Source organism: Saccharopolyspora sp. ID03-671, assembly GCF_045278815.1.
GTDB lineage: Bacteria > Actinomycetota > Actinomycetes > Mycobacteriales > Pseudonocardiaceae > Saccharopolyspora > Saccharopolyspora ipomoeae.
The window spans coordinates 3,180,580-3,198,457 of sequence record NZ_CP134054.1 but is presented as its reverse complement, the minus strand read 5'-3'; the positions used below and the strand labels follow the sequence as shown (position 1 = coordinate 3,198,457).

At 67.9% G+C, this 17,878-nt stretch carries 17 protein-coding genes and 1 pseudogene; 12 read left to right on the top strand and 6 right to left on the bottom strand.

The genetic code is table 11. The annotated features are described in order from the left end of the window. Window positions 1–120: 120 nt before the first annotated feature. The 12 genes and pseudogenes from REH65_RS14575 to REH65_RS14520 all read left to right on the top strand — a co-directional run bounded on the left by REH65_RS14575 (window position 121) and on the right by REH65_RS14520 (window position 12,239). Entirely contained in the window at window positions 121–1,014 is an 894-nt protein-coding gene (locus REH65_RS14575) for a hypothetical protein (protein ID WP_406692819.1), read from the top strand. A gap of 59 nt (window positions 1,015–1,073) precedes the next feature. Further along, window positions 1,074–1,442, top strand: a complete 369-nt coding sequence (locus REH65_RS14570; protein ID WP_406692818.1) for a pilin — start codon at window positions 1,074–1,076, stop codon at window positions 1,440–1,442. 55 nt (window positions 1,443–1,497) lie between these two features. Next, window positions 1,498–2,463, top strand: a complete 966-nt coding sequence (locus REH65_RS14565; RefSeq protein WP_406692817.1) for a hypothetical protein — start codon at window positions 1,498–1,500, stop codon at window positions 2,461–2,463. 19 nt (window positions 2,464–2,482) lie between these two features. After that, window positions 2,483–3,397 carry a hypothetical protein gene (locus REH65_RS14560; protein WP_406692816.1) on the top strand — a complete coding sequence of 305 codons (915 nt, stop codon included), beginning with the start codon at window positions 2,483–2,485 and terminating at the stop codon, window positions 3,395–3,397. Then, the gene (locus REH65_RS14555; protein WP_406692815.1) at window positions 3,394–4,434 is read left to right on the top strand and encodes a PrgI family protein; all 1,041 of its coding nucleotides are present in this window, start codon (window positions 3,394–3,396) and stop codon (window positions 4,432–4,434) included. The genes REH65_RS14560 and REH65_RS14555 overlap by 4 nt, the downstream gene beginning before the upstream one ends. Then, window positions 4,431–6,272 (top strand): VirB4 family type IV secretion system protein, encoded by a 1,842-nt coding sequence (locus REH65_RS14550; RefSeq protein ID WP_406692814.1) that lies wholly within the window; start codon window positions 4,431–4,433, stop codon window positions 6,270–6,272. The genes REH65_RS14555 and REH65_RS14550 overlap by 4 nt, the downstream gene beginning before the upstream one ends. Before the next feature lie 22 nt (window positions 6,273–6,294). Beyond that, window positions 6,295–6,684, top strand: coding sequence for a hypothetical protein (locus REH65_RS14545; protein ID WP_406692813.1), 390 nt, complete (start codon window positions 6,295–6,297; stop codon window positions 6,682–6,684). An 86-nt stretch (window positions 6,685–6,770) separates the two neighbouring features. After that, on the top strand, window positions 6,771–7,589 hold the full coding sequence (locus REH65_RS14540; RefSeq protein WP_406692812.1) for a GP88 family protein: 819 nt from the start codon (window positions 6,771–6,773) through the stop codon (window positions 7,587–7,589). Between the two features lie 36 nt (window positions 7,590–7,625). Continuing rightward, window positions 7,626–10,120: pseudogene (locus REH65_RS14535) on the top strand (type IV secretory system conjugative DNA transfer family protein). Window positions 10,121–10,202: 82 nt separating this feature from the next. Beyond that, window positions 10,203–11,243 carry a replication-relaxation family protein gene (locus tag REH65_RS14530; protein ID WP_406692811.1) on the top strand — a complete coding sequence of 347 codons (1,041 nt, stop codon included), beginning with the start codon at window positions 10,203–10,205 and terminating at the stop codon, window positions 11,241–11,243. Between the two features lie 7 nt (window positions 11,244–11,250). Then, window positions 11,251–12,024 carry a hypothetical protein gene (locus REH65_RS14525; protein ID WP_406692810.1) on the top strand — a complete coding sequence of 258 codons (774 nt, stop codon included), beginning with the start codon at window positions 11,251–11,253 and terminating at the stop codon, window positions 12,022–12,024. Then, window positions 12,021–12,239 (top strand): M23 family metallopeptidase, encoded by a 219-nt coding sequence (locus REH65_RS14520; RefSeq protein ID WP_406692809.1) that lies wholly within the window; start codon window positions 12,021–12,023, stop codon window positions 12,237–12,239. The genes REH65_RS14525 and REH65_RS14520 overlap by 4 nt, the downstream gene beginning before the upstream one ends. Window positions 12,240–12,388: 149 nt before the next feature. On the opposite strand, the gene REH65_RS14515 is transcribed toward REH65_RS14520, so the two are convergent. The 6 genes from REH65_RS14515 to REH65_RS14490 form a co-directional block, all read right to left on the bottom strand. Further along, window positions 12,389–13,261 carry an N-6 DNA methylase gene (locus tag REH65_RS14515; protein WP_406692808.1) on the bottom strand — a complete coding sequence of 291 codons (873 nt, stop codon included), beginning with the start codon at window positions 13,259–13,261 and terminating at the stop codon, window positions 12,389–12,391. 187 nt (window positions 13,262–13,448) lie between these two features. After that, window positions 13,449–13,793, bottom strand: a complete 345-nt coding sequence (locus tag REH65_RS14510) for a hypothetical protein (RefSeq protein WP_406692807.1) — start codon at window positions 13,791–13,793, stop codon at window positions 13,449–13,451. Next, on the bottom strand, window positions 13,790–14,518 hold the full coding sequence (locus REH65_RS14505; RefSeq protein WP_406692806.1) for a hypothetical protein: 729 nt from the start codon (window positions 14,516–14,518) through the stop codon (window positions 13,790–13,792). The genes REH65_RS14510 and REH65_RS14505 overlap by 4 nt, the downstream gene beginning before the upstream one ends. Window positions 14,519–14,768: 250 nt before the next feature. Further along, the gene (locus REH65_RS14500; protein ID WP_406692805.1) at window positions 14,769–15,833 is read right to left on the bottom strand and encodes a hypothetical protein; all 1,065 of its coding nucleotides are present in this window, start codon (window positions 15,831–15,833) and stop codon (window positions 14,769–14,771) included. A 130-nt stretch (window positions 15,834–15,963) separates the two neighbouring features. Continuing rightward, window positions 15,964–17,199: a DNA polymerase III subunit beta gene (dnaN, locus tag REH65_RS14495; RefSeq protein ID WP_406692804.1), complete on the bottom strand. Its 1,236-nt coding sequence runs from the start codon at window positions 17,197–17,199 to the stop codon at window positions 15,964–15,966. A 118-nt stretch (window positions 17,200–17,317) separates the two neighbouring features. Next, window positions 17,318–17,812, bottom strand: a complete 495-nt coding sequence (locus tag REH65_RS14490) for a hypothetical protein (protein WP_406692803.1) — start codon at window positions 17,810–17,812, stop codon at window positions 17,318–17,320. Window positions 17,813–17,878 lie beyond the last annotated feature (66 nt).

Genomic DNA, 17,878 nt, shown 5'->3' with positions numbered 1-17,878 from the left:
TCTTGTTCCGGAACAAGAAGATCATTTTAGTTTCGCCTTAGTGCGGAACCGTGCGCTGCGCTGTTCCTCGCCTGGCCCTCTCGGCGGCGTCATCAACCGCCGTTCGAGAGGAGCCGAGCAATGGCTCTCCCCACTCGTTCCGAGCACGAAGAGTGGCCAACCAACCCGCTGGATGCCGCCCGTGAAGCCTTCGGCTGGCTGACCGCGGGGGATCACCCGGTGGCTGTGGACGGCCGCCTGTTCGACCACCTTCCGGCCCGGATCATCCCGGTCGACGAACTCCGGGACCTGCTGCTGGACCAGCGCTGCCCCCGCCGGGTGTGGGACCAGGTCTGGGCACACGTGATCAGCCGTGCCCGCATCGAAGGCAGCACCTGGGCGATCACCGCGGTCGGTCTGGCGCTGCCGATGCTGACCTCCCTGGCCGCCCGGCTGACCGAGCGCTACGCCGACGACCCCAGCGACATCCACGCCGAGGTGCTGCGCGGGTTCCTCGACGCGCTGCAAACGGTCGATCTCGCCCAGGGGCGGATCACGGTCCGGCTGCGGTGGGCGGCCTACCGCGCCGGGCACCGGGCACTGCTGGACGCCATGGACGGGCCGACCCCGAAGCCGCCGGGGTTCCACTCCAGCGAACCCAAGCCCCCGTCCGGGCATCCGGACTTGGTCCTGGCGCGGGCGGTCGAAGCCGGGGTCCTGACTCGGACCGAGGCCGAACTGATCGGCGCGACCCGTCTGGAAGGCATCGAGCTGGCCGACTGGCCCCGCCCGCCGGGACTGACCTACAAGACCCTGGCCAAGCATCGGCGCAAGGCCGAGAACCGACTCGCCGCGTGGCTGGCCGAGTCCGACACCAGCCCCGACGACGGCGATCCCACGGGCGCTGCGGCCACGACGTACCAGTCCTCCAACGCGGTGACCGGCGACGAGAGCCAGTCACAGAACGTAGCGAAAAAAGTTGAGGACGGCCCGGCGAATCAGCCCCCGAATTCCGGACTTCAGGGACGCGGGTGAGCCCTACCCGCTTCGCGCTCCCCCCGCCGCTTCGCACGCGCTGTCTGGAGGTCTCCCTGATGCACTTCTTGTCTGTCTCATGCCGCTACCGACGCGGTGGTCTCCGGCTGCTGATGATCGCCGGACTGGCCGCCGCCGGCCTGCTGGCGGTCTCGGCGCCCGCGGTCGCCGAGACCACCCACGTCCTCGCGCTGGCCCGCACGATCGACGACGTCCTCAACAACATCCGCAACTGGATCATGGGCATCCTCGCCCTGCTGGCCACGGTGTTCCTGACCATCGGCGGCGTCCGCTACGTGCTGGCCAACGGCGATCCCGGCGAGGTCGAGAAGGCCAAGCAGTCTTTCAAGTCCGCTGGGTTCGGCTACGCCCTGGCGGCGCTGGCGCCGCTGGTCGTAGAGATCCTGCGCGGAATCGTGGGGGCCTGATCCAATGCCGGCCACCGCGTACCCCACCTCACCGGCGGGCCACCGCCTGGGCCGCGTGTGCACCGCGGTGGCCGCCCTGCTCGTGCTCGTCGTGGCGGCGGGGCTGGCTTTCACCGGTGCCGCAAGCGCCCAGCCCGCCCCGCCACCACCTGCTCCGTCCGCACCCCCGTCCGCACCCGTTCCCGCGCCCCCTCCTCCGCCGTGCCAGGGGCCAAGCTGCATCCCCCAACCCGTTCCGGTGCCTCCGGGCAACCAGACGCCAGGAAATCAATCGAACCCCCATCAAGCTCCGGCCCAGGAGTCCTCATGCGGGATCACCGACATTCCGGCCTGCGTATCGGATGCGATCGAGTCGTTCTTCCGCGATTTGGTCACGCCCGGTTTGAACAGCCTGCTGGACCTGCTCGCCAAATCGCTGCTGGTCACGCCTCCGCTGGATCAACTGCCGGTTATGGGACAGATATGGGGCAACTCGCAGCAGATCGTCATCGCGGTCTACGCGACGCTCATCCTGGTCGCCGGCATCATCGTCATGGCCCACGAAACACTGCAGACCCGGCATTCCATCAAGGAAATCCTTCCCCGGGTGATTGTCGGGTTCCTCGCGTCCAACCTGTCGCTGTTTTTCGGCGGCAAGGTGATCGAAATCGGTAACGCGCTCTCACGGGCAATTCTGGGGGATGGGTTGAGCCCGGAAACTGCGGGGCGCGCCATGCGCGACACATTGATGCATGATCTCGACGGAGGCGGACTTTTCGTCATCTTCATCGCGCTCGCTCTCATTGTCATGCTCGTCGCAGTTCTGCTGACTTACATCGTTCGTATCACGCTGACCATCATTTTGCTCGCGGGTGCCCCGATCTTGCTCATGTGCCACGCGCTTCCGCACACCGAAGGTATCGCTTTCTGGTGGTGGAAAGCATTCTCCGGAGTGATGGCCATTCAAGTTGGCCAATCGCTCGCCTTGGTTGCGGCAATCAAGCTCTTCTTTTGGCCCGGCGGCATCACGCTGTTCAACTAACAACAAGGGGGGAAGTGCTGTGATTCAGTTTCTGGTCGCACTCGCCTTGTGCTACGTCCTCATCAAGATCCCATTCTGGATTCTCGGATCTCTGCGCGGCGGCGGAGGCCGTTCTCTGGTCGGCAGTCTCGTCCGAGGGTTCATCGCCTACAAGACCTTCGGTCTCCTCAAGGGGATGGGAGGAGGCGGCGGCGGAAAGAGCACTCGTTCCCGGGGCGGTCAGAAATCGCCCGAGTCGCCGGACCCGTATGCCAAAACGCGGGCCACTTCCAACGGGCAGTACATGTTGCCGCTGAACGTCAAGAGAGTGCGGAAACCGACCGGGCAGCGACCGACGCCGCAACCGTCCTCACGTTCGCGCCCAGCCCAGCAGGGCAAGCAGTTGGAGCTTCCGCTGGACGGCGAGTGGCCGGAGAACAAACCGCGGCTCGGCCGGGACGGGCAATACCAGCTCCCGCTGAACGTGCAGCGGCAACCCCATCCGAAACCGGTTCCGAAGCCTCCCCCGGAGCGGAAGTCCTCGACGGGACCGCGTGGCCAGCAGATGAAATTCCCGCTCGACGGGGAATGGCCGGAAAACAAGCCCCGGGTCGGCCGCGACGGGCAATACCGGCTGCCGATCGAGGTGCAGCGCGTGCGGCGACCCGCACCGCCCCCGGAGCCGCCGAAACCGACCCGGCCGGCAACGCGGGGGCGACAGACGAAGCTGCCAGCCGATGGCGAGTGGCCGGAGAACAAGCCCCGGGTCGGCCGGGACGGGCAGTACCAGCTCCCACTAAACGTGCAACGCAGGCGGAAACCGGCCCGTGGGCAGCCCCAGCCGCCGCCTCCGCCACAGCGGCCGGGGCCGCGTCAGCAGGAGTTGCCGCTGAACCTGCCGAAGCTCCACCCACCCCACCCCAGCACAAGAAGGAAAGGAGGTGATCCGCGGTGAGCGTGCGGATCCCCGCCGACGTCGACCGGGAGGACCGGATTCTGGCCGGCTTCACCGCCCGGCAGGTGGCGGTGATGGCGGTGACCGGCCTGGTGCTCTACGGCGGCTGGCAAGCCACCCGCGCCGTGATCCCGGTGATCGCCTACGTCGCCGTCGCAATCCCGATCGGGATCGCGGTGACCGCGCTGGTCGTGGTGCGCCGGGACGGGGTGACCCTGGACCGGCTGCTGCTGGCCGCCCTGCGGCAGCGGATGCAACCGCGGCGCCGGGTCGCGGCCGGGCAAGCGCCCGCAGAGGTGCCAGAGTGGCTGTCCGGGGTGGCCCACGGACACGAAGACGTCGCCGCGGGCGGGCTCGACCTGCCCGCCCAAGGGATCGCCGAAGCCGGCATCGTCGATCTCGGCGACGACGGCGTGGCGCTCGTGGCCGCGTGCTCGACGGTGAACTTCGCGCTGCGCACCCCGGCCGAGCAGGAAGCGCTGACCGCGGCCTTCGGCCGGTACCTGCACAGCCTCGGCGCGAGCGTGCAGATCCTCGTCCGCGCCCAACGGCTAGATCTCTCTGGTCAAATCACGGAGCTGCGTGAGCGTGCGGCCGGGTTGCCGCACCCGGCCCTGGAGTCCGCCGCGCTCGATCACGCCGACTACCTCGCCCAGCTCGGGCAGCAGGCCGACCTTCTTCGGCGGCAGATCCTGCTGGTGGTCCGCGAACCCGTGCGCACCACAGGCCAGGACTCGCTGACGCCGCGCCGCCGCTTCGGTCGCTCGCGCGGCAGCGGAGACCAGCCGTCGGACGGAGCACGGAAGGCAGCGGCCTCTCGGCTGCTGCGGCGGATGAGCGAGGCCACCGAACTGCTCTCGCCCGCGGGCATCAGCGTGACCCTGCTGGATGCCGCCCAGGCCACAGCGGTGCTGTCCACCGCCACCAACCCCGACAGCCCGCTACCGCCCTCGGCGGCGATGGCCGGCGCCGGCGAGGTCATCATCACCCCCGTCGGCTCGGACTGGGACCTCGAACCTGGGGAGGACTTCTCGTGATCACCACCAAGAAGCGTCGGCATCACACCGAGGCGGCTGCGAGTGCGTTCGCTCCGGATTCCATCGAGGTGCACCCGCGGCATTTGCAGATCGGGCAGGACTGGGTTGCCTCGTTCGCGGTCACCGGCTACCCGCGTGAGGTGCATCCGGGCTGGCTGCAGCCGTTGTTGACCTACCCGGGCCGGTTGGACGTGTCGTTGCACATCGAGCCGATCGACCCGCGTATCGCGGCCGACCGGTTGCGTAAACAGCTCGGCAAGCTCGAATCCGGCCGCCGACACAGCGCATCCCATGGCCGGTTGCAGGACCCGGAGGTCGAGGCGGCCACCGAGGACGCCTACGACCTCTCCGACCGGCTTGCCCGCGGCGAAGGCCGCCTGTTCCGCCTGGGGCTGTACCTGACGGTGCACGCGTCCTCGGAACAGGAACTCGTCGAGGAGATCGGCGCGCTGCGCGCGTTGACCGCGAGCCTGCTCATGGACGCCAAGCCCACCACCTACCGGTCCCTGCAGGGATGGATCACGGCGTTGCCGATGGGCCTGGACCAGATCGGCATGACCCGCACATTCGATACCGCCGCATTGAGCGCGGCGTTTCCGTTCACCAGCCCGGACCTGCCGCCGCCGGATGTCACCTCCGACTCGACCGCGGCCGGCGTGCTCTACGGCTGGAACCTCGGCTCCCAGGGGCTGGTGCACTGGGACCGGTTCGCCTGCGAAAACTACAACTCGGTCATCCTCGGCCGCTCCGGGGCGGGCAAGAGCTACTTGGTCAAACTCGAAGCACTCCGGTCGCTGTACCGGGACGTCGAGATCGCGATCATTGACCCGGAAGACGAATACGCTCGCCTGGCCGGAGCGGTCGGCGGGACCTATTTCCCGCTGGGCACGGAGGGCATTCGCCTCAACCCGCTGGATCTGCCGATCCATGTCCGTCCGGATGGGCGCCGCTCCGCACCCGCCGATGCGGTCACCCGACGCAGCCTGTTCGTCCACACATTGCTGTCAGTCCTATTTGGGCAGCCGTTGTCCGCGGACGAACGGGCTGTGCTGGACCAGGCGGTCACCGCCACCTACCAGCAGGCCGGGATCACCGACGACGCCCGCACCTGGACCCGGCCCGCACCGCTGCTGTCCGACCTGCGTGCCGTCCTTGCCCAGCTCGGCGGTGACACCGCAGGCGAACTAGCCGCCCGGTTGCAGCCGTTCACCGACGGCGCCTTCCGCGGGCTATTCGACGGCCCCACAACGGCGCCTCCGGAGGGCCACCTGTTGGTGTTCTCCCTGCGGAACCTGCCCGACGAACTCAAACCCGCCGGCACCCTGCTGACCCTCGATACGGTGTGGCGCCGCGTGTCCAACCCCGCTACGCGACGGCCGCGGCTGTGCGTGGTCGACGAAGCCTGGCTGCTCATGCAGCAACAGGCCGGGGCCGAATTCCTGTGGCGCATGGCCAAATCCGCCCGCAAACACTGGGCCGGGCTCACCGTCGCGACCCAGGACGTCGGGGACGTCCTCGGCACGGATCTCGGCAAGGCCGTGATCGCCAACGCAGCCACCCAGATCCTGCTGCGCCAGGCACCCCAAGCCATCGACGACATCGTCCGCACCTTCGCCTTGTCCGAAGGCGAACGACAGTTCCTGCTGTCCGCCGGTACAGGCCAGGGCTTGTTGTCGACAGGGACTCAGCGGGTCGCCCTGCAAGCCATCGCCTCCGACGGCGAGCACGAACTCATCACAACAGACCCCGCCGAACTGGCGTCGCTGTCCGAATCCCCCGACGACGCAGGCGAATTCGCCGATATCGGCAGCTCTCAAGACCTTCTTCTCGACGACTGAGGCGAACTAGGAGGAATGCCCCGTGCCTTCACAACTTGCCACCACGGTAGTCGACCAGGACGCGTTCGGTTCGTTCCTGGGCATCCTCGTCCACGACTTTCTCCCCGTCTTCGCGCTGGCGGCGGGATTGATGGCCGTGATCTGGATTGCCTGTGCGGCAATCGTGATCGCCGGGTATCTCGTCGGCGCTGCGGTCGTCTTCGGCGTGCGCGCACTGGTCCGTGCGGGCGTGCGGTACGTCCGTCGTCGGAGGGGCGTCGAGTACGCCCAGCTCGTCACTGTCGACGCTGACGGCGCCCACACCAAGGTCGTCAACCTCGACCGCTACCGCCGACGCCGGCAGCACCGACGTTCGGGCAACGTCCAGACCGACGACCCCTTCCAGCCTCGCTGCGACGACGATCCAGCGTAGGAGCGAAGCTCCCTTCCTCACTTCCAAATCCACTGTGGATCTTTTGTCTTTTTCTTGAATTCTCCCTGTTTCTTCGGAGGAAACGCATGTCTTCATCTGACCACGCGCCTTCATCCGCCGGGCGCCCGCGCCGGTTGCTGACTCAGAACCGGGAAATGCGGGCCATCGGCGTGCACAACTGGTCCCTGCCCGCCTGGGCCGGACGACTGCCCGATGGCCGCACCTACAACACCTGCCCCAGCGCGGGGATTTGCCGCCACGTTTGCTACGCCCGCCACGGCACGTATACCTGGCCTGCGGTGCGGGCCAAGCATGAGTCGAACCTGCGGTTCGTGCTCGATGACCTGGCCGGATGGGAGCAGGCCATGCTCGCCGAGCTGGCCGCACCGAAATTCCGCGGTAGCTGGGTCCGCATCCACGACTCCGGGGACTTCTTCAGCTCGCCCTACCTGGAGTCCTGGCTACGGATCATGCGGGCACGTCCGGACACCAATTTCTACGCCTACACCAAGGAAGTTCGGCGGTTCAAAACGATTGTGGAGCAGGACCCTCCGGAGAACTTCCTGTGGGTCTACTCCTATGGCGGGACGCAGGACGCGCTGCTGGACCCCGCGGTGGATCGAGTGGCCGATGTCTTCCCGGACGAGGACGCCATCGCCGAGGCGGGCTGGTCGTCCCAGGAAGCCTCGGACCTGCTCGCGGTGCTCGGCCCCCATTTGGTCGGCGTTCCCGCGAACAACATCCCGCACTTCCTGAAGAAGCTGGCCGGACGTCGGTTCTCGGAGTGGCAGGCCGAAGTTGACGCGCACCGCCGCAGGCAGGGCGACGCAACGGTCCGCTCGATTACCAGTGCCCCATCAGCTCGCCGCCGCAGTGTTCCGGAGTCCGACGAGCGCGCCGCCTGATCAGGCCGATCCCGATGCTGGAGGAGATGTCCGCGTATGGATATCGCACGTCCGTCCGTCACAGACAGTCCACTGGGGAGGGTGCTGACCGATCCGTGGGGAGCGATTCAGGCTGTGCTGGGCGAGGTTTGGTCGTGGCTGCAGACCTGGGGGCTGATCGCGTTGCCCACGGTCGTGCTCGTGGCGACAGGGCTGGGTCTCCTGCGGCGGTGGTGGTTCCTCCGCTGTCAGGAGGCGCTGCACGAACGGTCCCGGGTGATCACCATTCTGGCTCCTCCCACCGTCGATTCCGACGGTGCCGAAGCGGTGTGGTCGAACCTGGTCGGGCTCGTGCGGCCGATGGTGCAGCGCCTGACCACTGGGCAGCCCCATCTGGCCTGGGAGTATGTGTTCGGCCACGACGGCGTGCAGATCCGGCTGTGGGTACCGGGCGCGGTCCCGCCGGGCATGGTGGAACGGGCCGTCGAAGCCGCCTGGCCCGGAGCGCACACCCGCACCGACGAAGCCGACCCGCCGATCCCCGCGGCCCCGGCCGAGGGGCGCCGGCAAGTGGTCACCGGCGGCACGCTGCGCCTGGCCCGGTCGGAAGCATTGCCCATCCGCACCGACTTCGACGCCGACCCCATCCGTGCCCTGCTGGGCGCTCCCGTGGGACTCGGTGTACACGACACCGCGTGCGTGCAGGTCCTGACCCGTCCGGTCACCGGCCGTAGGGTCAAGCAGGCACGGCGAGCCGCCCGCCATCTCAACGCCGGACGGTCCACCCACCTGGCAGGTCGGCTACTCGACCTGCTCACGCCAGGCCCCTCGGGTACGAAACCGTCGAGCAACCAGCCGAAGCTGGACCCGCAGACGTCCCTGGAGTTCCAAGCACAGAACGCGCCATCGTTGGCAAGCAGCGCGGGGCGCAGTGGGAAACGGTCATTCGATACGCGGTGGCCACGACGGTGCCGATCGACACGCCAGTCGAACAGGTCGAGCGGGTACGTGAGCAGGTGCGGGGCCGCGCCCACGCCATCGCGTCCGCGTTCTCCGGGCTCACCGAGCACAACCACTACCGCCGCAGGCGGTTGCGCAACCCCGTGCGCACCCTGGCACGTCGCCGCCTGCGGCGGGGTGACCTGTTGTCGGTGCCCGAGCTGGCGGCCGTGGCCCACCTGCCGACCGACGAGGCACTACCGGGCTTGGCCCGCGCCGGAGCGCGGGCGGTGCCACCCCCGCCGAACACGCCCACCGAGGGTGAGCTGACCCGGCCGGTGGGGGTGTCCGACACCGGCCACGCCCGCCCGGTGGGACTTCAGGTCTCCGACGCGCGGCACCACCTCCATGTCCTCGGCGCTACCGGGTCGGGCAAGTCGACGATGCTGGCCCGAATGATCCTCGCCGACGCCGAGTACGGGCGCGGGGCGGTGGTCATCGACCCCAAGGGCGACCTGATCACCGACGTTTTGCAGCGGCTTCCCGAACACGCCGCCGACAAGGTGGTGCTCTTCGACGCCGACTCCCGCGGGCCGACCCCGTGTCTGAACCCGCTGGAAGGGCCGAAGGAGTCCGCGGTCGACAACTTGGTGTCGGTGTTCTCCCGGGTGTTCGCCTCGGCGTGGGGACCGCGCACCGAGGACATCCTCCGCGCGGGGTGCTTGACCCTGCGCGCCGCCTCGGACACCCCCACGGTGGCCGGACTGCCGCAGCTCCTCACCGATCCCGCCACGCGGGCGCGGCACCGGGACCGAGTGTCCGACGACCCGACGCTGCGGGGGTTCTGGGACTGGTATGAGCAACTCTCGGATGCGGTTCGTGCTCAGGCGACGGCCCCCTTGCTGAACAAGTTGCGCGCGTTTCTCCTGCGACCGTTCGTGGTCAAGGCCGTTGCCGCAGGGCCATCCACAGTGGACTTGAGAGAAGCGTTGGATGGTGGACTGTGTCTGGTGCGCATCCCGAAGGGCAGCCTTGGGGAGGACACCACACGGTTGCTGGGTTCGCTGATCGTGGCTCGGGTCTGGCAGGCCACGACCGCCCGTGCCGCACTGGCCCAGCGCGAACGCCGCGACGCCGGACTGTATGTCGACGAAGCACACAACTTCCTGAACCTGCCGTATGCGATGGAAGACATGCTGGCCGAAGCTCGCGGCTACCGGCTGAGCATGACCCTGGCGCACCAGCACTTGGGGCAGCTTCCCAAGGATCTCAAGGAAGGCATCTCCACCAACGCCCGCAGCAAGGTGTTCTTCACCGCCAGCCCGGAAGACGCCCGCGAACTGGCCCGCCACACCGCACCGCGGGTCTCCGATCACGATCTCGCGCACCTCGGCGTGTACCACGCCGCCGCGCGGCTGGTCGTCGGCGGGGAGGAGACGCAGCCCTTCACGATAGCGACCCAATCACTCCCGCCGGCCATTCCCGGGCGATCCAAGACCGTGCGCAAAGCCGCCGCAGCACACACCCGCCCACTGGAGTCCCGTGCCGAGGACACCGGCGACGACTCAAGAAGGACCGGCACGGACCCCCGTCGCGCACGTCGCGCAGCCTGACCCTGAACCCACAGGGCGGTCCTTCCAACACCGGGAGGACCGCCCTTCTTCCTGCCCGCATTCCACCCCGAGGAGGACGACCTTGTTCCCCCACCACCAGCAACGCGACCTGCGCGCCCCCATACCGGAGCGGCCAAGCTTGCGCTTCGCGGCCTCCGCCGAGCACCAAGCCCAGGTCGCCGCCCACCTCACCGCCCGCGACCGGTGGCTGGCCCGGATGCTCGCCGAACACCGGATGCTGACCTCCCCACAGATCGCGGCGATCGCCTTCGGCTCCCGCCGCTCAGCCAACCACCGCCTGCAGAAGCTCTACACCTGGCGGGTGCTCGACCGCTTCCAGCCCTACATCGGCCGCGGCCGAGCCCCCATGTCCTACGTACTGGACACCGCAGGCGCCCACCTGCTGGCCCACGAAGACGGCCTCGACCCCAAAGACCTGAAATTCCGCCCCGAACGCTCAGTCGGCATCGCCTACTCCCTGCGGCTGGCCCACCTCATGGGCGTCAACAGCTTCTTCACCACGCTACTGGCGGACGCACTTGCCAACGCCAGCACCGACCGCGCGGTCACGGCCTGGTGGTCCGAAACCCGCTGTACCCGGCACTTCGGTGACCACGTCCGCCCCGACGGCTACGGCCGCTGGCACGAGGCCGGCCGGGAGATCGAATGGTTCCTCGAATGGGATACCGGCAGCTACCAACTCAGCCGGTTCGTCGCAAAATTGCCCGGCTACACCAGCCTCGCCACCGCGACCCACATCGTGACCCCGTTGCTCGCGGTCTTCGCCACCCCAGCCCGGGAGACGCACGCACGACGACAACTCGCTGAGCACCTGCGCACCGATCCCCGGCGGCACGAGCTACCGATCGCCACCACCACCGCCGAACACCTCCGCACCGCAGGCAGCCCCGCCGACGTGGTGTGGCTTCCCCTTCACCACACCGATGCCGGCCGCCATCGGCTGATCAGCCTGGTCACGGCCTGGCCCCACCTCGAAGCACCAACCAGTTCCACGGACACGGACACCCGTGGAACCGAGGCCAGCCCCGTGCCGCGCCTGAGCCCGCCGGAGCCGATGCCGCCCTGGCACGCCGACGAACTGACCTGGAACCCGATGAGGTGATCCGTTCATGGCCAAAATCGCGGCCACAGCGATGTTCGCGGTGGTGGCCTTGATCGCCATCATCGCCGCTGCTGTGTCCGGAGTCGTCGCCGCGATTTTCGGTGGCGGAAACTCCACAGCCAGCAGCCAACCCAGCCCCGCCGCACTGGCCGACATCCCCGGCAACTACCTCGCGCTCTACCAGCAAGCCGCCACAACATGTTCCGGTCTCGACTGGACTATCCTCGCAGCAGTCGGAAAAATTGAGACCAATCACGGTCGCCTCAATGCCGACGGTGTCCATAGTGGAGAGAATTTCGCGCACGCTGGTGGGCCGATGCAGTTCCTGCAGCCGACTTTCACGTGGGTTCTCGATCAATCCGCAAAACAAGGGAAACACATTCCGCCCGGCGGTGCCACGCCACCGTCACGATACAACGTCCACGACGCAATCTATGCTGCCTCGTTCTACCTCTGCATGTCCGGCGCGGACCGAGGTGATCTGTACGGTGCGATCTTCACGTACAACCATGCTGACTGGTACGTGCGCAAAGTGCTCGACCAGGCCAACGCCTATAAGGCGGCACAGCAGAGTGCGCCCCAGCAAGGAGGATGGGCCGTGCCGGCGCGCGGTACCTGCACATCGGGGTTCGGATCACGCGGCGGCGAGTTTCACCGCGGACAGGATATCGCCGCGTCAATCGGTACCCCGATCGTCGCTGCTAGCAGCGGCACCGTGATCGACTCGGGCCCGCGACGGGCTACGGACTCTGGGTCCGCATCGAGCACGCGAACGGCGTGATTACCACCTACGGACACAACGAGCACAACCAGGTGCATGTGGGACAAAAGGTCCAGGTAGGGCAGTTGATTGCGGAAGTCGGCAACCGAGGTGAATCCACCGGATCGCACTTGCATTTCCAGATCGACGTCGGCAATCAGTCGGTCGATCCCGTCGCATTTTACCATGACCAATCAGCACCACGGCTGTGTGGCCAGAGCCAGCTTGGGCCCTGACGTCGGCGCGGTGTTCACCGTGCATGGGCGGATGTGACCGTCATGGCGTGCTGATCGTGTCCTTGCAGCGGAGCCCTGCTAGCGATGCCGGTCCGTGCTGTCGGCCTGGGGGTCGCCGACAGCACGGAACCAACCGGCACGGTACATGATCAGGACGCTGCTGAGTCGCCGCTTTGGGTGTCTTCCTCGGTGGTGACGGTCTCGGTGAGGTGTTGTGCGGCGCGGACGGCGGCGAGCATGAGCTTGTCGCGTCGGATGGTCTCGGAGATTTTCACGATCTCCTCGCGTTGCGCCTCCGCGCGGGTTGCCCAGTCGCCTTCGGTCAGGGTGTTGGCTACGCACAGCAGGGTGCGTGGGCCGAGGCCCCACAGCAGGCTGTTGACAGCGCAGGCGGCGATGGCGAGGTCGTCGATGTCCGCGCCGTACCAGCTCACCGTGGCAGGGTCTTGGTCGTTGCTGCGTATCACCTGCGCGGCGGCGCGGAACAGCCCACCGGTGCCGACCGCGGGGTCCATCACGCTCTGGCCCTCGCGGGCCGGGTTGATGCCGGCCAGAAGCATGTAGCTCATCGCGTCGGCGATCGGGTCGGGCGTGTAGATCTGCGCGTTCGCGCCGGTTGCGTTGTCTGACTTCAGCAGGGCGAGCACGACGCCGAGCAGGTCGGTGTCGTACCGGCTGTCGGTTCCGGTTAGGTCGAGTTGGCCGGCGCGGAGTGCGGCGTCAGCGGTGTGCTTGGCCGCGTGCTGTAGGGCTGGGTCTGTTTCGTTGAATAGCCACTCCATGAGCGGATAGATCAGGTGGATCAGGTCGGGGCGAGCGTTGACCAGGGCGGTGTAGATCTGCCGCAGCGTGCTGGCCAACTCCTCCGCGCTCTGTGATTGCAGTTGCTCGGTGAGGTCGGGTCCGTGCGGGTCACGCTGCTCGGCGAGGGACAGCGCGGCGACCACGGACAACGCCACGTCACGGCGGCCGGAATGGTTGGACTTGTTCCAGGCTGTGGCGACGGCCTGGGCGATTTCCATCGCGTGCTCTCCCGGGTTGCGTCGAGCCGGCCTGCGCTTGGTGGATCGGCCCACGGTTCAGCCCTCCTCGTGTGTTGCGCGACCCTCGTCGGACACACGTGTCCCCGACGAGGAATAAGGAAATAGAGAGGAAAACTCAGGAAGCGACGAATGCTGTTGTGGTCTCTATGCGGGATGTCTTGCTGGTTCAGTCGTCGTAGGGGTCGGTGTCGATCACGCGATGGGCATTCGTGTCGGTCGTCCAGCGGTTAGGGTGGCTGCCGACCTCGGCGTGCTCGTCGGTCTGGGCGGGTTCGTTGCCGGTGTCCGCGCCTTCCGGTACCGGAGACTGCGTGGTGGCGGGCATCGCTGGCTGCCAGGGGCGTGGCGGTGTGAGGCCGGCGCGGAGTCGGGAATCGAGATCGCGTACGGCGTAGGCCAGCTCGATGGCAAGCCTCCGCACATGTCGATCCAGAGCGTCTTCGGGCAGGTTGTGCAGGGTCGCCGCGGCCGTGACCATGGCCTGGTAGGGGCGTTCGCAGTGGGTTTTCATCGGTCGGCTCCGGTGGTGGGGTCAGTGGAGACGTTCACGGTGGCCACGATGTGGGCGGTGACGCCCCAGGGATGGCCGCTGGCCTCGCAAGCTTGAGTGGAGATCAGCACGGAGACGGCGCGGGCCGAGGGCTTCCAACCGAGGCGGGGCAGGATCTCGGCGGCCCAGAGTCCGTCCAGGTCGCCCACGTCGGCCGGGCTGATGCCCCAGAGGTCGAAGGCGAATCCGAGCAGGGACACCGGGGTGTCCTGGCCGTAGAGTCGTGGCCGATCGTCGACGTGTACGGACGCGGTGCGGGTGTCTGGCCCGTGCTGACGCGCGAGATAGGCCACGGTGGCGATCACGGTCAGATCTCCAAGGAGAAGGTCCTCGGGTTCTTTTCTGCGCAGGGCCGCGAACGCTAGGCCCGCGTCCAAACAGGCGGCCCAGTTCTGGTCTTTGCGGGCGTATTCGTCGCTGACCTGGGCCAGCGTCCTGGCCCGTGGCGTGAGGTCGTAGCCAGCGAGCGCGTAGATCCGCTCGGCGCTGTCTGCGCGACGTCCTCCGGTCACATCTGCCTCGGTGTGGCCAAGGCCGGCGAGCACCTGGCCGTGCAAGCCGTGGAGCACGCTGCGCAAGGCCGGCTCCGGGGTTCGGTTGGGTTGATTGTCGGGGCATCCGTCGGCGTCGTTGATCGCTGCGAGCAGTCGGCCCAGCAATTCGGCGTACCCCAGTTTTCGAAACATGACGATTCTCCATGCAGAAAGGGGAAATCAGCGCCATGTCGAGAAGGAGAGGCCAGAATTCGTCGCCCTTGGCGCGGAATTTCTTGTGCGCGAGCCCGACATGGCAGTGAGCGACACGGAGAGCCCAATACCCCAAAAAGTGGGGCCGGCGGACCCACCCGGAACGGGTGTTGGCACGGTCCGCCGGCCTGTCACAAACCCTCTGAAAGGGCACCATCCCCGAAGGGAGGCACAGGCCAGGGTAGCCCACCTAGTCGGCAGACGTCCCGCGCCGCTCGCGATGGAGTTGTGCAGCAGTGAGCTGGTCGGAAATGCCGTTGATCAGGTCGTACGCCCGATGCCGGGTCGGTGCCGAGCGATGACCTCCCACAGCCGTCGGTGATGACTGCCGCCGGCAAGCGCGGCGGACCCGTGCCCCGATTCGCTGGATGCGGCACCTTGGGTGCTTGCTCATGCTCGGGTAGCTGGCACCCGCGCCGGCCGCGATCGCTTCGGCAACGTCGCCGTGCAGGTCGGTGCCGGTAATGTGCACGTGGACGTGCGGCGTGTGGCGACGGGCGGCCGAGACCACATCGCGGGCGGTAGGCCCCGTGGCGGTCTGACTTGATACCGGGACGATGACCAGGTCCAGACCGGCGAGCAGGGCTCGGGTGTGGGGCTGATGCGGGTCGAGGTGCGCCAGCGTCACCGCGTGCTGATTGGCTAGATCCGTCATCATCTGTCGGATCGCTTCCCCCGAGGGCTGGCGCTCGTCGGGGGCGAACAAGGCGTGCACGCTGCCCCGCTCAGTGGCCGGCGGATCGAATCGGGTGCTCGTCAGCGCTTCGTGTAGGTCCACGCTGCTGCGTCGCGCGTCGAGCAGGCCGAGGTGTTCGCCGGCCGCCGCGCCGGCCAGAGCGAGGCACGCGGTGGTGATCGTGCCGGTCTCGCCGGTTGGAGCGGGATCGAGGATCGCCACGACCATACGCGGACTCTCGGCCATCATCGATATTTGCGTTCGCAACGCGCCGGTGCCGTCGGGGACGGTGACCAGGTGGGAGGTGCCGAGGTCGAGGGTGTGCCGGTACATGTCGGATTCGGCTTGGTCCTCGGGGTCTACCAGCAGGGTCACCGCGTCGCGGTGCGGCAGCGGTTCGGGCTGGGCGCGCAAGATCGGGGCGGTTTGGGCGTCGACCAGCACCAGGCCGGCGCTGGCCCAGTCATGGCGAGTGAGCTGGTGCGGTTCCCGGGTGACGAGTCGGACACCGCGTGCGTGGCAGGCGATTTCGTTGTGTACGGCGGTGAGGTCGGTGATCAAAAGGACGAAGCGGGACACCGTGTTACTCCATTTCGGACAGTGGTGTGTTACGGAGACAGGCACCGTTGCGGGCGCGTCGCCGTGGGATTGGTGCGGTCCGGTGACGTCTCCGGGGCGGTGGCGGGTATCGCCCCGGGGCCCCGGCGGGTCAGGACTCCGAGGGGCGCACGGGCATGAGGAGGTGCCGGTACCCCGGGGCGTCGGTGGCGGTGAACACCACGGGGCGCGTCGCGGTGGCGAGCTGCATGGTGAACGTGTCGCCGTCGAGGGTGTTCAAGGCGTCGCGCAGGTAGGACGCGGAGAACAGCACGCGCACGGTCTCGGTGGCGCCGTCGACTTCGGCAGGGTGTTCCGGTGCGGTGCCCGCGTCAGCGTGCTCGGCGAGCACAGGCGCAATGGAGACCGACCCGGTTGGGTCGACGGTCACGGCCACCTGAGCCGCCGTGCGGCCGTCTCGGGTGTGTTTCTTGGCCTCCAGAACGGCCGTTGCCCGGGTGGTGGCTTGGGTGAGTGTGGCGCGGTCAGCGCGTGCGGTCACGGCCACCTCGGGAAACAGCCGCTCATAGTCGGGCACTTGCGCGTTGACGGGGCGAGCTAGCACGATCAGGGCACCGCAGGACAGCGATACCCAATCGCCGGCCGTGTCCAGGCCGAGGCGCACCCGGTCGGCGGTGCAGTGCTTGAGCACGGCCGAGAGCACGCGGCACGGGAAGGACACCGAGCGGCCTTCGGTGGCCGCTGTCGTCGCGGGGACCTCGGCCACGGCCAGCCGGTAGCGGTCGGTGCCGGCGAGCGTGAGGGCACCGGGTGCGGTCTGCATGTGAACGCCGGTGATCATGGGGATTGTGTCGTCGGTGCCGACGGCGACCAACACGCGCCCCGCGTCGGTGGCGAACCGCTCCCGGTTGACCTCGGCCATGGTCGGCGGAGTCTGGGGCAGCGTGGGGAACTCCTCGGCCGGGTACGTGGTGACAGGCATGGTGTAGCCGGCCAGTTCGAGCACGGCCTTTCCGTCCGCAGTGGTCCAAAGGGTGACCGGCATGGTGTCCGCTTCGCGCTTGCGGGTGCCCTTGACCAGCGCGGCGAGCAACTTGGTTGCTTCGGCGTGGTCGATCAGCAGCCGGCCCGGGGTGTGCACCACGTCGGGCACGCGCACGGACACGGCGGTTTCGTAGTCGGTGGTGGTCAGGGTCAGGTGACCGTCGCGGCCGTCGAGCAGAACGCCGCCCAACGCCGGAACGATCGGCCGACGCGCCACGCCAATGCCCACGGTGGTCAAGGCGTGCACGAGGGTGGCGCGGTTGGTGCGGCATTCCAGCCTCGGCGCGGGTGCGACGGTGGTTGTGCTGGTGTGGGTGGCAGAAGTCATCGCGAACGCCTCCACAAAGGGACGGAAGAGGATTCAGGATCAGGAAGAGGGGGCGACGGTCGGCAGCGATCGCCCCCCGGGGGTGGGGGCGGGGCGCCGCGCGTCCGGTACGGGCCGGCGCCCCGCCGTGCGGTCAGCTGACCCAGTAGGTTCCGGCGTGGTCCTCGATCAGGTCGCGGTGCGGCATGGGCTCCCCCGGGTACGGGGTGTGCATGATCAATCGGCCGCCGTTCGTCGGTGCGTCGTCGGGAATGCGGCGCACGGTGAAGGCGAACCCGCCGCGCGGATCACCGACCGACACCGTGACCGTGATCGAGTCCTCATCGGGGTCCGTGCGGATCGTCGCGCCGTTGGCCCAGGCCAGCGGCACCCGCTCGGCGCGGTGCGGACCCTCACGGAAGTCCGGCGCCGTCTCAATGCCGTCAGTCTCGGGGTCGTCGTACGGGTCGTAGGCGTCGCAGACCAGCGACCCGGATTCGTCGGCGTACCCGTCGACCTCCTCAGACAGCGCCTCACCGCACGCGGCGCACCGCCATGCGGTGTCTTCCGCGTTCTCGAAACTGATCACCGACGAGTCGTCGTCGAAGTCAGTAGAGAACATCTCGCCGTTCACGGACAGGACGAACACAACGCACCTCACAAGCGAAGATCAGGAGAGAGAGGGGGAGGTGCGGCCGGGTCGCTGCTCGCGCTG